We start from the raw sequence: 21,017 nt of genomic DNA, 5'->3' as shown, positions 1-21,017 counted from the left end.
TAATGAGTTTATTGATTTAAAAGGTGAATGATATGGCAGGATTGGCAGCCGTCAGCAAATTGGCTGGCGAAACGGTAGGGCAAGAGTTTCTGATTTTTACCCTGGGCAACGAGGAGTACGGCATCGACATCCTCAAGGTGCAGGAAATTCGCGGCTACGATCAGGTGACCCGCATCGCCAACACCCCGGCGTTCATCAAGGGCGTCACCAACCTGCGCGGCGTGATTGTTCCTATCATCGATCTGCGGGTGAAATTTTCGCAGCAAAGTGTTTCCTACGATGAAAACACCGTGGTGATCGTGTTGAACTTTGGCCAGCGCGTGGTGGGCATCGTGGTTGACGGCGTCTCCGACGTGCTGTCGCTCACCGCCGATCAGATCCGTCCGGCGCCGGAGTTCGCGGTGACCCTGGCGACCGAATATCTCACCGGCCTCGGTTCGCTGGGCGAGCGCATGCTGATCCTGGTGGATATCGAAAAGCTGCTGAGCAGCGAAGAGATGTCGCTGGTCGACAGCGTGGCGAAAAGCGTCTGATTTCAGACTCAAGGGGCGGGGCGCCGCCCCCTTTAATCTTCACTTTCCCTGATCTGTCGCGATGGCCTCAGCCGCGCTCGGAACCCCCACTAAAAATAGTTACTTTCCCGCATAAAGTTTTGCCGCACGGCGCCGATAACTCTCACATTCAACGTCATCAGAGCCTGTCTGCGCGGGCTTCAACAAGGGAAATCATGTTAAATCGTATGAAGGTGGTCACCAGCCTGTTGCTGGTGTTGGTGCTGTTTGGCGCCTTGCAGTTGATTTCGGGCGGACTTTTTTTCTCCTCGCTGAAAAGCGATAAGGAAAACTTTACCGTCCTGCAAACGATCCGCCAGCAGCAGCTGCAGCTGAGTGAAAGCCGCGTTGACCTGCTGCAGGCGCGCAACTCCCTGAACCGCGCCGGTATCCGCTACATGATGGATACCAACAAGATCGGCAGCGGCGCCACCATTGATGAACTGCTGGCCAAGGCGAAGGAAGAGCTGGGTGAAGCGGAAAGACACTACGCCGCGTACGAGAAAATTCCTCAGGACCCGCGCCAGGATCCTCAGTCGGCGGAACGCCTCAAGCAGCAGTACGATGTGCTGTACGGCGCGCTCTCCGAGCTGATCCAACTGCTGGGCGAAGGCAAAATCAACGCCTTCTTCGATCAGCCTACGCAGAGTTACCAGGACAACTTTGAGCAGAGCTACAACGTTTATCTGGAGCAAAACGGCAAGCTGTACCAAATCGCGGTTGACGGCAGCAACAGCTCCTACAACTCGGCTATTTGGACGCTGATCGTGGTGCTGGTGGTGGTGCTGGCGGTGATCGTACTGGTCTGGACCGGTATCCATCACATCCTGGTGCGCCCGCTGAACCGCATGATCGACCACATCAAACAGATCGCCGCCGGCGACCTGACTCAGCAGATCGTCGTCAACAGCCGCAACGAAATGGGCGTGCTGGCGGCCAGCCTGAAACACATGCAAAGCGAACTGATCGAAACCGTCAGCGGCGTGCGCCAGGGTGCGGACGCCATCTACAGCGGCGCGTCTGAAATCGCCGCGGGCAACAACGATCTCTCCTCCCGCACCGAGCAGCAGGCCGCTTCGCTGGAAGAGACCGCCGCCAGCATGGAGCAATTGACCGCGACGGTGAAACAGAACGCCGAAAACGCCCGTCAGGCTTCACAGCTGGCGCTGAGCGCCTCCGAAACCGCGCAGAAAGGCGGCAAGGTGGTGGCCAACGTGGTGCAGACCATGCACGACATCGCCGGCAGCTCGCAGAAGATCGCCGATATTACCGGCGTGATCGACGGTATCGCCTTCCAGACCAACATCCTGGCGTTGAACGCCGCAGTGGAAGCGGCGCGCGCCGGCGAACAGGGTCGCGGCTTCGCGGTGGTGGCCGGTGAAGTGCGCAACCTGGCGCAGCGCAGCGCGCAGGCGGCGAAAGAGATCAAAGGCCTGATCGAAGACTCGGTCAGCCGCGTCGATATGGGCTCCGTGCTGGTGGAAAGCGCCGGGGAAACCATGGGTGACATCGTCAACGCCGTCACCCGCGTGACCGACATCATGGGCGAAATCGCCTCGGCTTCCGACGAGCAGAGCCGCGGTATCGATCAGGTTGGCCAGGCGGTAGCGGAAATGGACCGCGTGACCCAGCAGAACGCCTCGTTGGTGGAAGAATCCGCCTCGGCGGCGGCGGCGCTGGAAGAACAGGCCAGCATGCTGACCCAGTCGGTAGCGGTATTCCGCCTGAGGTCGGAAGGCCAGGAAGAGTTTAAAGCGCCTGTCACCAGCAAGGCGACGGTAACACCGGTAATCAATCATAAGAAAATGAACGCCAGCGATCTGCAGGATAACTGGGAAACGTTCTGACCGGTATCGGGCCTCTCTCGCAGAGGCCCTTTTCCCTACGTAGGCCGGTCGCCGGCCGGCTGCAAGGAGGTTCACAGTGTTTAACCGAATCCGTATCTCTACCAGCTTGTTCCTGTTGTTGATGACCTTCTGCGTTCTGCAGTTGGCCAGCAGCGGCCTGTCGTATTCCGCGTTTCGTTCCGATAACCACAACCTCGACATCATCACCCTCGGCAGCCAGCAGCGCGATTCGCTCAGCCTGAGCTGGGTGTCGCTGTTGCAGGCGCGCAATACGCTGAACCGCGCCGGCACCCGCGCGGCGCTGAAACTGCCGCAGGAGCAGGTGAACGAATTGATGAGCAGCGCCCGCAGTTCGCTGCAGAAGGCCGATCTCTATTTCAATCAGTTTATGGCGGTTGAACGCAGCAGTGAACAGCAGAACCAGCAGACGGCCACCACCAAGGCCAGCTACGAGCGGCTGCGCGGCGCACTGCGTGAACTGATCGGTTTCCTGGAAAAGGGCGAGCTGCAGGCGTTTATGGATCAGCCGACGCAGAAAACCCAGGACCTGTTTGAGGCTGACTTCGTGCAGTACCTGCAGTTGGTCAACGGTGACATCAGCGAGGCTCGAGACGCCAACCAATTCTCCTTCACGCTGGCGGGCCTGATGCTGGCGGGGGCGGTCTTGATGCTGATCGTGGTGACCGGCAGCGCCATGTGGTGGTTGCGCACCATGTTGGTACAGCCGCTGAACCAAATCCGCAGCCACTTTGAACGCATCGCCGCCGGCGATTTGGCGACGCCGATTCAGGTGTATGGCCGCAATGAAATCAGCATGTTGTTCGCCAGCCTGCAACGCACGCAGCAGTCATTGATCGGTACCGTCGGCGCGGTTCGCGACGGTGCGGAGTCGATTCTGATCGGCCTGCAGGAGATCGCCGAAGGCAATAACGATCTCTCTTCCCGCACCGAGCAGCAGGCCGCTTCGCTGGAAGAAACCGCCGCCAGCATGGAACAGCTGACCGCGACGGTGAAACAGAACGCCGACAATGCGCGGCAGGCCTCTCAGCTGGCGCGCGACGCTTCGGCCACCGCGGCCAAGGGCGGCGAACTGGCCGGGGACGTGGTCACCACCATGCACGATATCGCCAACAGCTCGCAGAAAATCGGCGCCATCACCAGCGTGATCGACGGCATCGCCTTCCAGACCAACATTCTGGCGCTTAATGCGGCGGTGGAAGCGGCGCGCGCCGGTGAACAGGGGCGCGGTTTCGCCGTGGTCGCCGGCGAAGTGCGCAACCTGGCGAGCCGCAGCGCGCAGGCGGCGAAAGAGATCAAGGTGCTGATCGACGAATCGGTCAGCCGCGTCAAACACGGCTCGGTGCTGGTGGAAAATTCCGGCGCCACCATGCAGGACATCGTGCGTTCGGTGACGCGCGTCACCGACATCATGGGCGAGATCGCGTCGGCTTCGGATGAACAGAGCCGCGGCATCGAGCAGGTGACGCAGGCGGTGACCCAGATGGATCAGGTTACCCAGCAGAACGCCGCGCTGGTGGAAGAATCCGCTTCTGCCGCCACCGCGCTGGAAGAGCAGGCTATTACCCTGGCCGACGCGGTCGCGGTATTCCGTCTGGCGGACGATAACTTCGTCGCGCCAGGTAACAGCAACAACGCAGTTTCACCCGTGGTAAAGGAAGCCCAAGATTGTCAAACCGCATAAGCAGCACGTTTTACTCCGGTGAGGCGGCATGAAACAGGCGCCGTCAACTTCTAACCGGGATACTGCGTCGATGTTGACGCAAATGGTGCAGCGCCTGCCGCTGTCGGACGTGCATTTTCGCCGTATCAGCCAGTTGATTTATCAACGCGCCGGCATCGTGCTGGCGGAGCATAAGCGCGAGATGGTTTACAACCGCCTGGTGCGCCGGTTGCGGCTGCTGGGATTGCACGATTTCGGCGATTATCTGGCGCTGCTGGAAAGCGATCCGAACAGCGCGGAGTGGCAGGCGTTCATCAACGCGCTGACCACCAACCTGACGGCATTTTTCCGCGAGGCGCATCACTTCCCGATCCTGGCGGAGCATGCGCGCTCGCGGCCGAACGGCTACAGCGTCTGGAGCACCGCGGCCTCGACCGGCGAAGAGCCGTATTCGATCGCCATCACGCTGAGCGATGCCCTGGGGCAGCGGGCCGGCAGTTGCCAGGTCTGGGCCAGCGACATCGATACGCAGGTGCTGGAAAAAGCGGAGGCGGGCGTTTACCGCCAGGAAGATCTGCGCACCCTGACGCCGACCCAAATGCAGCGCTATTTTCTGCGCGGCACCGGTCCGCATCAGGGGCTGGTGCGCGTACGGCCGGAGTTGGCGGCGCGAGTGAACTTTCAGCCGCTGAATCTGCTGGCGCCGGAGTGGGCGCTGCCGGGGCAATTCGACGCCATTTTTTGCCGCAACGTCATGATCTATTTCGATAAGGCGACGCAGGAGCGCATCCTGCGCCGCTTCGTTCCCTTGCTTAAGCCGGGGGGGCTGATGTTCGCCGGCCACTCCGAGAATTTCAGCCAGATCAGCCGGGATTTCTACTTGCGTGGGCAGACCGTGTATGGGCTGACCAAGGAGAGGTAATGAGTAAAATCAGAGTGTTATGCGTAGACGATTCGGCACTGATGCGCCAGCTGATGACGGAAATCGTGAACGGCCATCCCGACATGGAAATGGTGGCGACCGCGCCGGATCCGCTGGTGGCGCGCGATCTGATCAAAAAATTTAATCCTCAGGTGCTGACGCTGGATGTCGAGATGCCGCGCATGGACGGGCTGGATTTCCTCGAGAAGCTGATGCGCCTGCGGCCGATGCCGGTGGTGATGGTCTCTTCGCTGACCGGCAAAGGCTCGGAAATCACGCTGCGCGCGCTGGAACTGGGCGCGGTGGATTTCGTCACCAAACCGCAACTCGGCATTCGCGAGGGCATGTTGGCCTACAGCGAGCTGATTGCCGAGAAGATCCGCACCGCGGCCAGAGCGCGTCTGCCTCAGCGCTCCAGCAGCCCGGCGCCGGCGATCCTCAGCCATGCGCCGCTGCTGAGCAGTGAAAAACTGATCGCCATCGGCGCCTCCACCGGCGGCACCGAAGCGATCCGCCAGGTGCTGCAGCCGCTGCCGGCTACCAGCCCGGCGCTGCTGATCACCCAGCACATGCCGCCGGGTTTCACCCGTTCGTTCGCCGAGCGGCTGAACAAGCTGTGCCAGATCACGGTGAAAGAAGCGGAGGACGGCGAGCGCGTGCTGCCGGGCCACGCCTATATCGCGCCGGGGGACCGCCATCTGGAGCTGACGCGCAGCGGCGCCAACTATCAGGTGAAGCTGCATGACGGCCCGGCGGTCAACCGCCATCGCCCCTCGGTCGACGTGCTGTTCCGCTCGGTGGCGCAATACGCCGGCCGCAATGCGGTGGGGGTGATCCTCACCGGCATGGGCAACGACGGTGCGGCGGGGATGCTGGAGATGCACCGCGCCGGGGCCTATACCCTGGCGCAGAACGAGGCGAGCTGCGTGGTGTTCGGCATGCCGCGCGAGGCGATCGCCAGCGGCGGCGTCAGCGAAGTGGTCGAGCTGGACAGAATGAGCCAGCGCATGCTGGCGCAGATCGCCGGCGGCCAGGCATTGCGCATTTGATTTCAGTCCGCAGGGTCTTCCCGGCGGCGATATGACCCAGGTTCGCCGTGCGGCGGCCTGCGGTGTTGCATCATTAAACGGTTAACTATTTCAGGAGTAACAATGGCAGACAAGAACCTCAGATTTCTGGTTGTGGACGATTTTTCCACCATGCGCCGCATCGTCAGAAATTTGCTCAAAGAGCTGGGCTTCAACAACGTCGAAGAAGCTGAAGACGGCGCGGATGCGCTGAACAAGCTGCGCGCCGGCGGTTTCGACTTCGTGGTGTCCGACTGGAACATGCCGAACATGGACGGGCTTGAGCTGTTGCAAACCATCCGCGCCGACAGCGCGCTGGCCGCGATGCCGGTACTGATGGTGACCGCGGAAGCCAAGAAAGAAAATATCATCGCGGCGGCGCAGGCCGGCGCCAGCGGTTATGTAGTAAAACCATTTACGGCGGCGACGCTGGAAGAAAAGCTCAACAAGATTTTTGAAAAATTGGGCATGTAAGGAGAGGGCGATGAGAGACATTCCAATGCCTGCCAGCGATGCAGCGACCGCGGGAGAGATCATCTCCCGCATCGGCCAACTGACCCGAATGCTGCGCGACAGCATGCGCGAACTGGGGCTCGATCAGGCGATCGCCCAGGCGGCAGAGGCGATCCCGGATGCGCGCGACCGTCTTGACTATGTCGTAACCATGACGGCGCAGGCGGCGGAACGGGCGTTGAACTGCGTAGAGGCGGCGCAACCGCGCCAGGCGGAGCTGGAATCCGGCGCCAACGCGTTGAAAGGGCGCTGGGACGAGTGGTTCGCCAATCCCATCGAACTGGACGACGCGCGTTCTCTGGTCAACGACACGCGCCAGTATCTGGATCAGGTGCCGGGCCATACGGCTTTCACCAACGCCCAGCTGCTGGAGATCATGATGGCGCAGGACTTCCAGGATCTGACCGGTCAGGTGATCAAGCGCATGATGGACGTGGTACAGGAGATCGAAAAGCAGCTGCTGATGGTGCTGATGGAAAACATGCCGGAGCAGCCGGTGAAGGAAAAACGGCCGAACGACAGCCTGCTGAACGGCCCGCAGCTCGACCAGAACGGCGTCGGCGTGATCGCCAATCAGGCGCAGGTCGACGATCTGCTCGACAGCCTCGGTTTCTGAGGCCTTTCGGGGCGCGCGACGGCGCGCCCCGACAACAAGCCACGTCGTTTTGGTCTCATCCCCTAAATAACCCGCCTTTTTCCCCGTTGTTCCCCCAATGACATCGCCAATTTTTTGGCATGCTGACCGCCATTCTTTACCCTCCCGACACAGGAACGGCGTTTCGTGGCTGAAGACAGCGATCTGGAAAAAAGCGAGGCCCCCACGCCCCACAGGCTGGAAAAGGCGCGTGAAGACGGCCAGATCCCGCGCTCGCGCGAGCTGACCTCGGTACTGATGCTGCTCTCGGGCCTGGCGATTATCCTGATGTCCGGCAGCAACATGGCGCAACAGCTGGCGGCGATGCTCACGCAAGGTCTGAACTTCGATCACGGCATGGTCAGCAACGATAAACAGATGCTGCGCCAATTGGGCATGTTGCTGCGCCAGGCGGTGCTGGCGCTGCTGCCGATCATGGCGGGGCTGGTGCTGGTGGCGCTCGCCGCGCCGATGTTGCTGGGGGGCATCTTGTTCAGCGGCAAGTCGATCAAGTTCGATTTGAAGCGGCTGAACCCGCTATCCGGGTTGAAGCGCATCTTTTCCAGCCAGGTGCTGGCCGAGCTGCTGAAAGGGATCCTGAAAGCGACGCTGGTCGGTTGGGTGACTGGCCTCTATCTGTGGCACAACTGGGCGGCGATGCTGCATCTGATGACCCAGCAGCCGCTCGATGCGCTGGGCAACGCGCTGCAGATGATTCTGTTCTGCGGTTTTCTGGTGGTGCTGGGGTTGACGCCGATGGTGGCGTTCGACGTGTTTTATCAGCTGTGGAGTCACTTCAAGAAGCTGAAGATGACCAAGCAGGATATTCGCGACGAGTTCAAAGACCAGGAAGGGGACCCGCACGTCAAGGGACGCATTCGTCAGCAGCAGCGGGCGATCGCCCGGCGCCGCATGATGGCCGACGTGCCCAAGGCGGACGTGATCGTCACCAACCCGACGCACTACGCCGTCGCGTTGCAGTACAACGACAAAAAAATGAGTGCGCCGAAAGTGCTGGCCAAAGGGGCCGGCGAAATCGCCTTGCGCATTCGCGAACTCGGTGCGGAACACCGCATCCCGATGCTGGAGGCGCCGCCGCTGGCGCGCGCGCTGTATCGGCACAGCGAGATCGGCCAGCATATTCCGGCCACCCTGTATGCCGCGGTCGCCGAGGTGCTGGCCTGGGTGTACCAGCTGCGCCGCTGGCGGCGCGAGGGCGGCCTGATCCCGAAAAAACCTGAACGTTTACCGGTGCCGGAAGCACTGGATTTTGCAAAAGAGAGTGACTCTGATGGCTAATTTGGCCTCCCTGCTTCGTTTGCCGGGCAATTTTAAAGATACGCAGTGGCAGGTGTTGGCCGGCCCGGTGCTGATCCTGCTGATCCTGTCGATGATGGTGTTGCCGTTGCCGGCGTTTATCCTCGACCTGCTGTTTACCTTCAACATCGCGCTGTCGATCATGGTGCTGCTGGTGGCGATGTTCACCCAGCGCACGCTCGAATTCGCCGCCTTCCCGACCATCCTGCTGTTCTCCACATTGCTGCGTTTGTCGCTCAACGTCGCGTCGACACGCATCATCTTGCTGGAGGGGCACACCGGCTCCGCCGCCGCCGGCCGCGTGGTGGAAGCCTTCGGCCACTTCCTGGTGGGGGGCAACTTCGCCATCGGCATCGTGGTGTTCATCATCCTGGTGCTGATTAACTTTATGGTCATCACCAAAGGTGCGGGGCGTATCGCCGAAGTGGGCGCGCGTTTCGTGCTGGACGGCATGCCGGGCAAACAGATGGCGATTGACGCCGATCTGAACGCCGGCCTGATCGGTGAAGACGAAGCGAAGAAACGCCGCGCCGAAGTGACCCAGGAGGCCGACTTTTACGGCTCGATGGACGGCGCCAGTAAATTCGTGCGCGGCGACGCCATCGCCGGCCTGATGATCATGGTGCTGAACGTAGTCGGCGGCCTGTTGGTCGGCGTGGTGCAACACGGCATGGAGCTGGGGGCGGCGGCGGAAAGCTATACGCTGCTGACCATCGGTGACGGCCTGGTGGCGCAGATCCCGGCATTGGTGATCTCCACCGCCGCCGGCGTCATCGTCACCCGCGTCGCGACCGATCAGGACGTCGGCGAGCAGATGGTGGGCCAGCTGTTCAACAATCCGCGCGTGATGCTGCTGAGCGCCGGGGTGCTGGGGCTGCTGGGCCTGGTGCCGGGCATGCCGAACCTGGTGTTCCTGCTGTTTACCGCGGCTCTGTTGGGCCTCGCCTGGTGGCTGCGCGGCCGTGAACAACAGGCGCCGAAAACGGTGGAAGATCCGGTGATGCCGGAGAATCCGCAGGCCGCCGAAGCCAGCTGGGCCGACGTGCAGTTGGAAGATCCGCTGGGGATGGAGGTGGGCTACCGGCTGATTCCGATGGTCGATTTTCAGCAGAACGGCGAACTGCTGGGCCGTATCCGCGGCATCCGCAAGAAATTCGCCCAGGACATGGGCTATCTGCCGCCGGTGGTGCACATTCGCGACAACCTGGAACTGCCGCCTGCCAGCTACCGTATCCTGATGAAAGGCGTCGAGATCGGCAGCGGTGAAGCGCAGCCGGGCCGCTGGCTGGCGATCAACCCCGGCAATGCCGTAGGCGAGCTGGCGGGAGACAAAACCGTCGATCCGGCCTTTGGGCTCGAGGCGGTATGGATCGACAGCGCCTTGCGCGAGCAGGCGCAGATCCAGGGCTTTACCGTGGTGGAGGCCAGCACCGTGGTGGCGACACACCTCAATCACCTGATCGGCCAGTTCGCCAGCGAGCTGTTTGGCCGCCAGGAGACCCAACAGCTGCTGGATCGCGTGTCGCAGGAGATGCCGAAGCTGACCGAAGACTTCGTGCCGGGCGTGGTGTCGCTGACGACGCTGCACAAAGTGCTGCAAAATCTGCTCGCCGAGCGCGTTTCCATTCGCGATATGCGCACCATCGTCGAAACGCTGGCGGAACACGCCCCGGCGCAGAGCGATCCTTATGAATTGACCACCGTGGTGCGAGTGGCGCTAGGCAGGGCGATCACGCAGCAGTGGTTCCCGGGCAACGGCGAGATTCAGGTTATCGGCCTGGATACCCAGTTAGAGCGTCTGTTGCTGCAGGCGTTGCAGGGCGGCGGCGGCCTGGAGCCGGGGCTGGCCGATCGTCTGTTGGATCAGGCACGCCAGGCGTTGCAGCGGCAAGAAATGCTCAGCGCGCCGCCGGTGCTGCTGGTCAACCATGCGCTGCGGGCCTTGCTGGCGCGCTTCCTGCGTCGCAGCCTGCCGCAGATCGTGGTGTTGTCCAATCTGGAGATCAACGACGATCGCCAGATTCGCATGACCTCGACCATCGGAGCGGCCTGATGAAACGCTGTCTGTTCGTATTTTGTTTGCTGGCTCCGCTCGCCGCCGGCGCGGTGTCCGGCTCCTGGGTGGCTGAAGGGGCGGGGGTCACGCTGGAACAGGGCGGGATGCGCGATGAATCCGCCGCTTTGCGGCCGCCGAACGCGCTGCCGGATGCCCATGCGCGCATCACCAGCGTCAGCTGGCGCTACCGTTTGCTGGGGCCGGAACCGGTGGGGCTGCAGGCCCAGCTCTGCACGGTAAACCGCTGTATTCCGCTGGGCGGCGGCAGCGGCAGCAGCAACGGTCTGCAGGGCGAACCGGCCAATGCGGAATTGCGCTTTGTCTATTACGTGCAGTCGCAAGGCGGGCTGAATCCGCCGCTGCGGGTGATTGGCAATCAGGTGATCGTCAATTATCAGTAACATCAGGCCAGAATTTGCAGGCCGTTGCGTTCCACCAGCGTCAGCAGTTTCATTGCGGCGGAGTTCGGTTGCGCTTCGCCGCGCTCCCATTTCTGCACCGCTTTTTTGCTGACGTTGAGATACAGCGCAAACACCGGCTGACTGACGTTTTCCCGTTCGCGCAGCGCGCGGATCTCGGCCGGCCCGAACTGTTTCACCGGCCGCAGACACAGCATGTCGAAGGTGCGCATGGTCACGTCATCGACGAAACCGGCGCGATGCAGGCCCTGAACTTCCTGGTGGATCTCGGCAAGAATTTTACTCATCGCTTAGCCTCCGTAATTCCTTGTTGTTGACCAGCTGGTAGAGTCTGAATGGCGAATAATCCAGATACAGCGCAGCCAGATGTTTCAATCCTTGTAACTCATCCGCACTGATGTTTTCTCTCTCACTTTTGGCAAAGCCGCGCATAAAAAACAGGCGGTCTTCATCGCGAAAAACGATCAGTACCCGATAGCCGCCACGTTTGCCCGCACCAGCCCGAGCGATGCGCTTTTTGTATACGCAACCGCCAAGATTGGCATCGTACAGCTGATGTTGCATCTCTCGCGCCGCTTTCACTATCGTGGCGTCGCTAATGCGCTCGCGTGCGGCAAAACCCTGAAAGGTTTTGGTGAGATAAATGTCGGCCATTCGCTCTCCCTGCGAATCTATACCCTCTAAGGGTATATTTCAAGTGGTTTAAAAATAACCACAGGGTGACAAGAGGCCAAAGAGAAAGAAACAGCCAAATTCACGCCATGCGCAGCCTGACGCAAAGCCTTAAGTGAATTCAAAGAGTGATAGGGAGAAAATGCGACGGGATGCGCAGAAGCCGGTGAACGCATGCCCGGTGATAGGCTCACCGGGCAAATGAGTCAGGTCAAACGCCGATTTTTCTGCCGAGCAGGCTGCCGGCGTGCGACTGGCCGTCCGGGCCATACAGCGATTTGTTGTTTTTACTGAGGATGGCCAGCGCCTGAGCGTTATGGTCGATCTGCTGATTGAGCAGCAGACCGTTGTGCTGGTTCTTTTCGCGCAGCGTTTGGCTCAGCAATTGAACGCGCTGCCAACGATCGGCCAGGGGCGCTTGGCTGGCATAGGGGGCGCGTTGCCCGCAGGTTTTTTCCTGCCCCAGGCGCTGTTGCTCGAGATAAGCGACCGTCGCCAGCAGTTGGCTTTTGGCATCGGTGACGCGCTGCAAGGCCACGCCCGGCAACTGGCCGGAGCACAGCAAGTCGTGCTCTTCCTCCAGCACACCATTGAGCGCCTGCAACGTTTCCAACAGTTTATCCAGCAGTTGTGCCAGCTTTTCCATAGTAATGACTTATCCTTTACCGCTATTCGCCGCGTGCTGTCAGTCGCGTCCGGCGATCCATTGAACATCGCTCTGCGCGTCTTGCAGCAGCGCATCGGCGATTTTGCCGGCGTCCATCTTCAGTTCACCGTTGCGGATCGCCTGTTTGATGGCCTCGACCCGACCCATATCGATATCCTGGGTGCCCGGCTGCATCAGGCGCGCCTGCGCCTCGCTCAGTTTGACCTGCGTGCCGCTGACGGCGGTTTCGGCCACGGCGGCCTTGCGCGGCTGGAGCGGGTTGTCGGCCGGGGTTTCACGCGGTTGCACAGTGGAAACCGGCTGTAACCGCTGGGTGCGATCGATACTCATGGTCCATCTCCGTTTACGCCGTCGCCGCTCGCGGGCGACGACGCTGCAATGAAAGTGTTGCGGCCCTGGTGGCCAATAAAATGCTGCTTGATTTGTCTTATCGGCAAGGTTGGCGGAACCTTTACTTTTTTATAACGTAATGCGGATCGCGCCGTCGTCCCCGACCACGCCGCTGACGATCTGCCCGGAGGCCATGCGTACCCGCACGCTGTCTTCGGCGGCGGCGTTGTTCATCGCCTTACCCGCACCGCTGATGCTGAATCCTTCGCCCTGTGCGTTGACCTGCACCGGTTGCCCAGCCTTGATAATCCAGGCGCGGCGCAGCATGGCGAGGGTCAGCGGCTGACCGGGGCTGATGTTGCGCAGGCTGACGGCGCCTAACGCTTTGCCCGCTTCGGTCAGCGCGCGCGGCGGCAGGGTATCGAGCCGGCCCTGTTTCAACGCCAGATCCGCCGCCGTCAACCGGCTGCCGGCGCTGATGCCGCGCGCCGACACGAGATAGCGACCGAACACCTGCACCTGCGTCTGGATAAAACGCCGCTCCTGGCCACAGCGCGCCGAAATGCTGACGTTGCCGCCGATCCGCGCGTTGGGCGACAGCGACAGCTGCGGCAGTTCGCAAGCGGGCCATTGGTTCGGCGGCGTGCGCACCCGCACTTTTACCTGTACCGGTTCGCCGCTGAACTTGCCTTGGATGAAGCTTTCGATTTGCGTCGCCAGATCGTCGGCGCGCGCGTTCAGACTGCACAGCAGGCCGATAAGCAGCAGCATTTTACCTTTCATCGTCATCTTCTCAAGCTTCATCGGGATACGCGTAAGTGTACCCGCAGCGCGCGCAGGCTAAGCAGATAAATAGCGCCCCATTTTGCGTTTATTCCCGCGATAGGGTGGCGCAGGGGGCGTTTATGCTGTCGACTCCAAATTCTAACCTCGCGGAGGGAGCATGCTCGACAAACTGGACGCGGCTCTGCGCTTTGGCCAAGAGGCGCTGAACTTGCGCGCCCAGCGGCAGGAAATTCTGGCCGCCAACATCGCCAACGCAGACACACCGGGTTATCAGGCGCGGGATATCGATTTCGCCAGCCAATTGAACAAAGTACTGGAGCAGGGGCGCGTCAGCGGCAACGGCATGGCGCTGAACCTGACGGCGGCGCGCCACATCCCGGCGCAGACCCTGCAGCCGCCACAGCTTGATCTGCTGTTCCGAGTGCCGGACCAGCCGTCGATGGACGGCAATACGGTGGACATGGATCGCGAACGCACCAACTTTGCCGATAACAGCCTGAAATATCAGACCGACCTGACGCTGCTCAACGGGCAGATCAAAGGGATGATGTCCGTGCTGCAACAAGGATAAGGCGCATGTCTTTACTGAATATTTTTGATATCTCCGGCTCGGCGTTATCGGCGCAATCCCAGCGCATGAACGTCAGCGCCAGCAACATGGCCAACGCCGACAGCGTGACCGGCCCGGACGGTGAACCTTACCGCGCCAAGCAGGTGGTGTTCCAGGTCGCGGCGGCGCCAGGGCAGCCGACCGGCGGCGTGCGCGTCGCCCAGGTGGTGGACGATCCGGCGCCCGAGCGCCTGGTGTATCAGCCGGGCAACCCGCTGGCGGACGCCAAGGGGTATGTGCGCATGCCGAACGTCGACGTGGTGGGGGAAATGGTCAACACCATCTCCGCTTCCCGCAGCTACCAGGCCAACGTCGAGGTGCTCAACACCACCAAGTCGATGATGATGAAAACCCTGACGCTGGGTCAGTAACCGGAGATTTCCATGGCTATCGCCGCAACCACCAACGAGTCGTTGGACAACACCGTCATCGGTAACAACAGCAAGACCACCAACAGCCAGGATCTGCACAACAGCTTCCTGACGCTGCTGGTCGCGCAGTTGAAAAACCAGGATCCGACCAATCCGATGCAGAACAACGAGCTGACGTCGCAGCTGGCGCAGATCAACACCGTTCAGGGTATCGAAAAGCTTAACACCACGCTGGGGTCGATCTCCGGCCAGATCAACAGCAACCAGTCGCTGCAGGCCACTGCGCTGATCGGTCACGGCGTGATGGTGCCGGGCAACAATATTCTGGTCGGCAGCAAGGACGGCAAGGTCAGCACCACGCCGTTCGGCGTGGAACTGGAGCGCGCCGCCGATCAGGTGACCGCCACCATCACCAACGCCAGCGGGCAGGTGGTGCGCACCATTGAAATTGGCGGCCTGACCGCCGGCGTGCACGCCTTCACCTGGGACGGCTCGCTGGATGACGGCTCCACCGCGCCCGACGGCGCCTACAAAGTGGCGATTAACGCCAAAGGCAACGGCGAGCAGCTGGTGGCGCGCAGCCTGCACTTCGGGCTGGTGAATGGCGTGATCCGCGACGGCAACGGCGCCAAGCTGGATCTCGGCCTGGCGGGCAACGCCACCCTGGAAGACGTGCGACAGATCTTATAACCCTAAGCATCAGGCTCAATCGGACGATAGCCTGACCACTATTCGGAGAATAACATGGCCTTTTCTCAGGCAGTCAGCGGCTTGAACGCGGCAGCAACCAACCTGGACGTGATCGGTAACAACATCGCCAACTCCGCAACCGCGGGCTTCAAATCCGGCAGCGTCTCCTTTGCCGACATGTTCGCCGGTTCGCAGGTCGGGCTGGGCGTCAAAGTGTCCGGCATCACCCAGAACTTCAAGGGCGGCACCACCACCGGCACCAGCCGCGCGCTGGATGTGGCCATCAACGGCAACGGCTTTTTCCGCATGCAGGATAAAGACGGTGGCATCTTCTATACCCGCAACGGCCAGTTCAAACTGGACGAGAACCGCAACCTGACCAACATGCAGGGCCTGCAGCTGACCGGTTACCCGGCGGCCGGTTCCCCACCGACCATCCAGCAGGGCGCCAACCCGGTGCCGCTGAGCATTCCCGAAGGCATGATGAACGCCAAGGCGTCCACCTCCGGCGAGATGGTGGCCAACCTGAAGTCCACCCATAAAGTGCCGGAAAACAAGACTTTCGATCCGACCAAGCAGGACAGCTACAACTACGTCAACACCATCACCGCTTACGACTCGCTGGGTAATGCGCACAACATCAACGCTTACTTTGTGAAGACCGAAGACAACAAGTGGCAGGTCTACACCCAGGACGGCAGCGCGGCGCCAGTGAACGCCGGCACCATGGAGTTCAGCACCAGCGGTAATCTGGTGAAAACCACCAGCACCAACGGCGCGCCGGGCGAGTTCAGCATGGTGATCCCGATGACCGCCAAAGACGGCGCGCCGGCGCAAAACTTCACCCTGAGCTTCGCCGGCAGCATGCAGCAGAACGTAGGCAGCGACTCGGTGAGCAAGGTGGCGCAGGACGGCTATGCCGCCGGTGAATACACCAACTTCCAGATCAACAACGACGGCACAGTGGTGGGCATCTACTCCAACCAGCAGACCCAGGTGCTGGGTCAGATCGTCATGGCCAACTTCTCCAACCCGGAAGGGCTGGCGTCGCAGGGCGATAACGTTTGGCAGGAAACCGGCGCGTCCGGCCAGCCACGCGTTGGTCTGTCGGGCGGCGGCGGCTTCGGTAAGCTGACCAGCGGCGCGCTGGAGTCTTCCAACGTCGATCTGAGCCAGGAGCTGGTGAACATGATCGTCGCACAGCGTAACTACCAGTCCAACGCCCAGACCATCAAGACGCAGGACTCCATCCTGCAGACGCTGGTTAGCCTGCGCTAATAGGGCCGAGTTATGGATCACGCGATTTATACCGCGATGGGCGCGGCTCGCCAAACGCTGGAGCAGCAATCCATTACCGCCAACAACCTGGCCAATGCGTCGACGCCGGGCTTTCGCGCCCAGCTCGCCGCGCTGCGCGCGGTGCCGGTCGACGGTCCGAGCCTGGCGACACGCACCTTGGTGACTGCCTCGACGCCGGGCGCCGACATGAGCCAGGGCGCGCTGAACTACACGGCGCGCCCGCTGGACGTGGCGCTGCAGCAGGATGGTTTTTTGGCGGTGAGCCTGCCGGGCGGCGGTGAAGCTTACACCCGCAACGGCAACATTCAGATTTCCTCCACCGGGCAGTTGACGGTGCAGGGGATGCCGCTGATGGGCGACGGCGGGCCGATCGAGGTGCCGCCGTCGGCGGAGATCACCATCGCGGCCGACGGCACCATTTCGGCGCTGAACGCCGGCGATCCGCCGAACACCATCGCGCAGATTGGCCGCCTGAAGCTGGTGAAGGCCGATGCGCGCGAAGTGATGCGCGGTGACGACGGGCTGTTCCGCCTGACGCCGGAAACCCAACAGCTGCGCGGCAATCAGTTGCAAAACGATCCGCAGGTGCGGGTGATGCCCGGGGTGCTGGAAGGCAGCAACGTCAAGCCGATGGAGACCATGGTTGACATGATCGCCAACGCCCGCCGTTTTGAAATGCAAATGAAGGTCATCCACAGCGTGGATGAAAACGAACAGCGTGCCAACTCACTGCTCTCAGTGAGCTAAGCAGCAAGGAAATAACCGATGATTCCATCCTTATGGATTGCCAAAACCGGTCTGGACGCGCAGCAGACCAACATGGACGTGATCGCCAACAACCTGGCGAACGTCAGCACCAACGGCTTCAAGCGCCAGCGTGCGGTATTTGAAGATCTGCTGTACCAGACCATGCGTCAGCCGGGCGCGCAGTCCTCCGAGCAGACTACGCTGCCTTCCGGTCTGCAGATCGGCACCGGCGTGCGCCCGGTGGCGACCGAGCGCCTGCACAGCCAGGGCAACCTGTCGCAGACTAACAACAGCAAAGACGTCGCCATCAAGGGGCAGGGTTTCTTCCAGGTGATGTTGCCGGACGGCACCCAGGCTTACACCCGTGACGGGTCGTTCCAGATCGATCAGAACGGCCAGCTGGTCACCTCCAGCGGTTTCCAGGTGCAGCCGGCGATCACCATTCCGGCGAACGCGCTGTCCATCACCGTCGGCCGCGACGGCATCGTCAGCGTTACCCAGCAAGGGCAGACCGCCGCTCAGCAGGTGGGCCAACTGACGCTGACGACCTTTGTCAACGACAGCGGTCTGGAGAGCGTGGGCGAGAACCTGTATCAGGAAACCGAAAGCTCGGGCGCGCCGAACGAGAGCACGCCGGGGCTGAACGGCGCCGGTCTGCTGTATCAGGGCTACGTGGAGACCTCCAACGTCAACGTGGCGGAAGAGCTGGTCAACATGATCCAGACTCAGCGCGCTTATGAGATCAACAGCAAAGCGGTATCGACCTCCGATCAGATGCTGCAAAAGCTGACGCAACTGTAATCTGTCCTTGACGGGCCCGGCATGCCGCGCCCGTCATTCTCTTTCGTGAAACAAAGGCGATACCCGTGGTAACCACATATTCGATGGCAATCCTGCCGCGGCAGGGACAACGCTGGCTGGCGGGAATGGTGATGCTGACGCTGAGCGGCTGCGCTTATATTCCGCATAAACCGCTGGTGGACGGCGCGACCACGGCGCAGCCCGCGCCGGCCAGCGCGCCGATGCCGAACGGCTCAATCTTCCAGACGGTGCAGCCGATGAACTACGGCTATCAGCCGCTGTTCGAAGACCGCCGGCCGCGCAACGTCGGCGACACCCTGACCATCGTGCTGCAGGAAAACGTCAGCGCCAGCAAAAGCTCCTCCGCCAACGCCAGCCGCAACGGCGCCAGCAAGTTCGGCGTCGCCACCTCGCCGCGTTACCTCGACGGCCTGTTGGGCAATGCGCGCGCCGATATGGACATTTCCGGCGACAGCACCTTCGGCGGCAAGGGCGGCGCCAACGCCAACAACACCTTCAACGGCACCATTACGGTGACGGTCAACCAGGTACTGGCCAACGGCAACCTGCACGTGGTGGGGGAAAAGCAGATCGCCATCAACCAGGGCACCGAATTCATTCGTTTCTCCGGCGTCGTCAACCCGCGCACCATCAGCGGCAACAACTCGGTCACCTCGACGCAGGTGGCGGACGCGCGGATCGAATACGTCGGCAATGGCTATATCAACGAGGCGCAGACCATGGGCTGGCTGCAGCGCTTCTTCTTAAATGTTTCACCGTTCTAAGGATTGACTGATGCTGAAAAAATGGTTTATCGCGCTGTGCGTCGGGCTGGTGTGCTTGCCGGCGGCGGCGGAGCGCATCCGCGATCTGGTGACGGTGCAGGGCGTGCGAGACAACGCCCTGATCGGCTACGGCCTGGTGGTGGGGTTGGACGGCTCCGGCGACCAGACCATGCAGACGCCGTTCACCACCCAAAGCCTCAGCAATATGCTGTCGCAGCTGGGTATCACCGTGCCACCGGGCACCAATATGCAGCTGAAAAACGTGGCGGCGGTGATGGTGACCGCCAAACTGCCGCCGTTCTCGCGCGCCGGGCAGAATATCGACGTGGTGGTTTCTTCGATGGGCAACGCCAAGAGCCTGCGTGGCGGCACCCTGCTGATGACGCCGCTCAAAGGCGTGGATAACCAGGTTTATGCGCTGGCGCAGGGCAACGTGCTGGTGGGCGGCGCGGGCGCGGCGGCCGGCGGCAGCAGCGTGCAGGTCAACCAGTTGGCGGGCGGGCGCATCAGCAACGGCGCCACCATCGAACGCGAGTTGCCGACCACCTTCGGCAGCGGCGGGGTGCTCAACCTGCAGCTGAACGACGAGGATTTCACGCTGGCGCAGCAGATCAGCGACGCCATCAACCGCCAACGCGGCGGCGGCACCGCGACGCCGCTCGACGCCCGCACCATTCAGGTGCTGGTGCCACAGGGCAACAGCTCTCAGGTGCGCTTCCTGGCGGAGATTCAAAACATCACCGTCAACGTCGGCGCGATGGACGCCAAGGTGATCATCAACTCGCGCACCGGTTCGGTGGTGATGAACCGCGATGTGATCCTCGATTCTTGCGCCGTGGCCCAGGGCAACCTGTCGGTGGTGGTCGATCGGCAGAACACCGTCAGCCAGCCAACGACCCCGTTCGGCGGCGGCCAGACGGTGGTGACGCCTAACACCCAGATCTCGGTGCAACAGCAGGGTGGGTCGCTGCAGAAGGTGAATGCCAGCGCCAACCTGAACAATGTGATCCGCGCGCTGAATGCGCTGGGCGCCACGCCGATCGATCTGATGTCGATCCTGCAGGCGATGCAGAGCGCCGGCTGCCTGCGCGCCAAGCTGGAAATCATCTGATGGCCGGCGATCTGATGGCGATGTCGGGCGCGGCCTATGACGCCCAGGCGCTGAACGGCCTGAAGCGCGACGCGGCGGCCGACCCGCAGGGCAACCTCAAGCAGGTGGCCCAGCAGGTGGAAGGCATGTTCGTGCAGATGATGCTGAAAAGCATGCGATCCGCCTTGCCGCAGGACGGGGTATTGAGCAGCGATCAAACGCGGCTCTATACCTCGATGTACGATCAGCAAATCGCCCAGCAGATGTCGCAAAAAGGGCTGGGGCTGGCCGACATGATGGTCAAGCAGATGAGCAACGCCAACGCGGTGCCGAGCGAAACCGCGGGCCTGTCGCCGATGGCGCTGGACAACGAGGTGCTGCAAACGCTGCCGAACCAGGCGCTGGAGCAGATGGTGCGCCGGGCGATGCCGAAAGCCCCGCCGGCCGCCGCGCCGCTGTCGCTCAACAACGGCAACTTCGTCGCCCGCCTGTCGATACCGGCGAAGGTCGCCAGCCAGCAGAGCGGCATTCCGCATCAGCTGATCGTCGCGCAGGCGGCGCTGGAGTCCGGCTGGGGGCAGCGCGAGATCCCGACCTCAGACGGCACGCCGAGCTACAACCTGTTCGGCATCAAGGCCGGCGGCAGCTGGAACGGGCCGGTAACGGAGATCACCACCACCGAGTTCGAACAGGGCGCGGCGAAGAAGGTGAAGGCGAAGTTCCGCGTCTACGGCTCGTACGTCGAGGCGATCGCCGATTACGTCAAACTGCTGACCAACAACCCGCGCTACGCCGACGTGGCCGCCGCGCGCAGCCCGGAACAGGCGGCGCATGCGCTGCAGCGCGCCGGCTATGCCACCGATCCCCAGTACGCCAGCAAGTTGGTCAGCGTGATTCAGCAGATGAAGAACGCCGGGGAACAGGCGGTGAAAGCTTACTCCCACGATCTGAAAGATTTGTTCTAAATCCCCGTCATTCTTGACGCCGCAGCGGCGCCAATTATTTAGGGGTAGGCGGCAATGGAGGCTCGCTGGATGCTGACTACATTGCCGCTTTTTTTCCTCAAGTTCTTCTCATTTTTGCCGATAACCGAAACAGGCTGAGCGAACAGGCTCAGCAGCTCAATTAAGAACCCTGTGGGCCGCCGGCGCCGCAGCATAAG

At 61.7% G+C, this 21,017-nt stretch carries 24 protein-coding genes; 19 read left to right on the top strand and 5 right to left on the bottom strand.

The genetic code is table 11. The features are described 5' to 3' along the window. The first annotated feature begins 32 nt into the window (after window positions 1-32). From cheW to GT753_RS10740, 10 genes are all read left to right on the top strand, one after another. Complete coding sequence (cheW, locus tag GT753_RS10785; protein WP_004934876.1) at window positions 33-533, top strand: chemotaxis protein CheW; 501 nt, start codon at window positions 33-35, stop codon at window positions 531-533. Window positions 534-727: 194 nt separating this feature from the next. After that, the gene (locus GT753_RS10780; RefSeq protein ID WP_015378264.1) at window positions 728-2,398 is read left to right on the top strand and encodes a methyl-accepting chemotaxis protein; all 1,671 of its coding nucleotides are present in this window, start codon (window positions 728-730) and stop codon (window positions 2,396-2,398) included. Between the two features lie 76 nt (window positions 2,399-2,474). After that, entirely contained in the window at window positions 2,475-4,100 is a 1,626-nt protein-coding gene (locus GT753_RS10775; protein ID WP_004934871.1) for a methyl-accepting chemotaxis protein, read from the top strand. Between the two features lie 28 nt (window positions 4,101-4,128). After that, a complete protein-coding gene (gene cheR, locus GT753_RS10770) occupies window positions 4,129-5,001 on the top strand; it encodes a protein-glutamate O-methyltransferase CheR (RefSeq protein WP_025159837.1) in 873 nt (290 codons plus the stop codon). Then, window positions 5,001-6,050, top strand: coding sequence for a chemotaxis response regulator protein-glutamate methylesterase (locus GT753_RS10765; RefSeq protein ID WP_004934865.1), 1,050 nt, complete (start codon window positions 5,001-5,003; stop codon window positions 6,048-6,050). The genes cheR and GT753_RS10765 overlap by 1 nt, the downstream gene beginning before the upstream one ends. Before the next feature lie 102 nt (window positions 6,051-6,152). Next, entirely contained in the window at window positions 6,153-6,542 is a 390-nt protein-coding gene (cheY, locus tag GT753_RS10760; RefSeq protein ID WP_004934862.1) for a chemotaxis response regulator CheY, read from the top strand. A gap of 10 nt (window positions 6,543-6,552) precedes the next feature. Further along, a complete protein-coding gene (gene cheZ, locus GT753_RS10755) occupies window positions 6,553-7,197 on the top strand; it encodes a protein phosphatase CheZ (protein ID WP_004934858.1) in 645 nt (214 codons plus the stop codon). A gap of 165 nt (window positions 7,198-7,362) precedes the next feature. Continuing rightward, window positions 7,363-8,514 (top strand): flagellar biosynthesis protein FlhB, encoded by a 1,152-nt coding sequence (gene flhB, locus GT753_RS10750; RefSeq protein WP_015378261.1) that lies wholly within the window; start codon window positions 7,363-7,365, stop codon window positions 8,512-8,514. Continuing rightward, window positions 8,507-10,585, top strand: coding sequence for a flagellar biosynthesis protein FlhA (gene flhA, locus GT753_RS10745; protein WP_021504090.1), 2,079 nt, complete (start codon window positions 8,507-8,509; stop codon window positions 10,583-10,585). Before flhB ends, flhA begins: the two co-directional genes overlap by 8 nt. Beyond that, a complete protein-coding gene (locus GT753_RS10740) occupies window positions 10,585-10,989 on the top strand; it encodes a flagellar protein FlhE (protein ID WP_015378259.1) in 405 nt (134 codons plus the stop codon). Before flhA ends, GT753_RS10740 begins: the two co-directional genes overlap by 1 nt. Window positions 10,990-10,991: 2 nt before the next feature. On the opposite strand, the gene GT753_RS10735 is transcribed toward GT753_RS10740, so the two are convergent. From GT753_RS10735 to flgA, 5 genes are all read right to left on the bottom strand, one after another. After that, the gene (locus GT753_RS10735) at window positions 10,992-11,294 is read right to left on the bottom strand and encodes a DNA-binding transcriptional regulator (protein ID WP_015378258.1); all 303 of its coding nucleotides are present in this window, start codon (window positions 11,292-11,294) and stop codon (window positions 10,992-10,994) included. Next, a complete protein-coding gene (locus tag GT753_RS10730; protein ID WP_004934837.1) occupies window positions 11,287-11,661 on the bottom strand; it encodes a type II toxin-antitoxin system RelE/ParE family toxin in 375 nt (124 codons plus the stop codon). The genes GT753_RS10735 and GT753_RS10730 overlap by 8 nt, the downstream gene beginning before the upstream one ends. A gap of 229 nt (window positions 11,662-11,890) precedes the next feature. After that, entirely contained in the window at window positions 11,891-12,325 is a 435-nt protein-coding gene (locus tag GT753_RS10725) for a flagella synthesis protein FlgN (protein ID WP_004934835.1), read from the bottom strand. Between the two features lie 39 nt (window positions 12,326-12,364). Continuing rightward, window positions 12,365-12,676 carry a flagellar biosynthesis anti-sigma factor FlgM gene (gene flgM / locus GT753_RS10720; RefSeq protein WP_004934832.1) on the bottom strand — a complete coding sequence of 104 codons (312 nt, stop codon included), beginning with the start codon at window positions 12,674-12,676 and terminating at the stop codon, window positions 12,365-12,367. A gap of 129 nt (window positions 12,677-12,805) precedes the next feature. Further along, a complete protein-coding gene (gene flgA, locus GT753_RS10715) occupies window positions 12,806-13,459 on the bottom strand; it encodes a flagellar basal body P-ring formation chaperone FlgA (RefSeq protein ID WP_015378257.1) in 654 nt (217 codons plus the stop codon). A gap of 160 nt (window positions 13,460-13,619) precedes the next feature. On the opposite strand from flgA, the gene flgB reads away from it, so the two are divergent. The 9 genes from flgB (at window position 13,620) to flgJ (ending at window position 20,820) form a co-directional block, all read left to right on the top strand. Further along, on the top strand, window positions 13,620-14,033 hold the full coding sequence (gene flgB, locus GT753_RS10710) for a flagellar basal body rod protein FlgB (RefSeq protein ID WP_015378256.1): 414 nt from the start codon (window positions 13,620-13,622) through the stop codon (window positions 14,031-14,033). A 5-nt stretch (window positions 14,034-14,038) separates the two neighbouring features. Continuing rightward, window positions 14,039-14,443, top strand: coding sequence for a flagellar basal body rod protein FlgC (gene flgC, locus GT753_RS10705; RefSeq protein WP_004934826.1), 405 nt, complete (start codon window positions 14,039-14,041; stop codon window positions 14,441-14,443). Window positions 14,444-14,455: 12 nt separating this feature from the next. Beyond that, on the top strand, window positions 14,456-15,133 hold the full coding sequence (gene flgD, locus GT753_RS10700; RefSeq protein WP_004934824.1) for a flagellar hook assembly protein FlgD: 678 nt from the start codon (window positions 14,456-14,458) through the stop codon (window positions 15,131-15,133). 54 nt (window positions 15,134-15,187) lie between these two features. Next, on the top strand, window positions 15,188-16,411 hold the full coding sequence (gene flgE, locus GT753_RS10695; RefSeq protein ID WP_015378255.1) for a flagellar hook protein FlgE: 1,224 nt from the start codon (window positions 15,188-15,190) through the stop codon (window positions 16,409-16,411). A gap of 12 nt (window positions 16,412-16,423) precedes the next feature. After that, window positions 16,424-17,179 (top strand): flagellar basal body rod protein FlgF, encoded by a 756-nt coding sequence (locus GT753_RS10690; RefSeq protein ID WP_015378254.1) that lies wholly within the window; start codon window positions 16,424-16,426, stop codon window positions 17,177-17,179. An 18-nt stretch (window positions 17,180-17,197) separates the two neighbouring features. Next, a complete protein-coding gene (gene flgG, locus GT753_RS10685; protein ID WP_004934819.1) occupies window positions 17,198-17,980 on the top strand; it encodes a flagellar basal-body rod protein FlgG in 783 nt (260 codons plus the stop codon). Between the two features lie 83 nt (window positions 17,981-18,063). Further along, window positions 18,064-18,765, top strand: a complete 702-nt coding sequence (gene flgH, locus GT753_RS10680; protein ID WP_004934817.1) for a flagellar basal body L-ring protein FlgH — start codon at window positions 18,064-18,066, stop codon at window positions 18,763-18,765. A gap of 10 nt (window positions 18,766-18,775) precedes the next feature. Beyond that, window positions 18,776-19,876, top strand: a complete 1,101-nt coding sequence (locus GT753_RS10675; RefSeq protein ID WP_004934816.1) for a flagellar basal body P-ring protein FlgI — start codon at window positions 18,776-18,778, stop codon at window positions 19,874-19,876. Next, window positions 19,876-20,820, top strand: coding sequence for a flagellar assembly peptidoglycan hydrolase FlgJ (flgJ, locus tag GT753_RS10670; RefSeq protein ID WP_160125581.1), 945 nt, complete (start codon window positions 19,876-19,878; stop codon window positions 20,818-20,820). Before GT753_RS10675 ends, flgJ begins: the two co-directional genes overlap by 1 nt. Window positions 20,821-21,017: the final 197 nt, after the last annotated feature.

This window comes from Serratia sp. Z4 (assembly GCF_009900725.1).
Classification (GTDB): domain Bacteria; phylum Pseudomonadota; class Gammaproteobacteria; order Enterobacterales; family Enterobacteriaceae; genus Serratia; species Serratia nematodiphila.
This window is presented reverse-complemented; position numbering and strand designations above follow the sequence as displayed.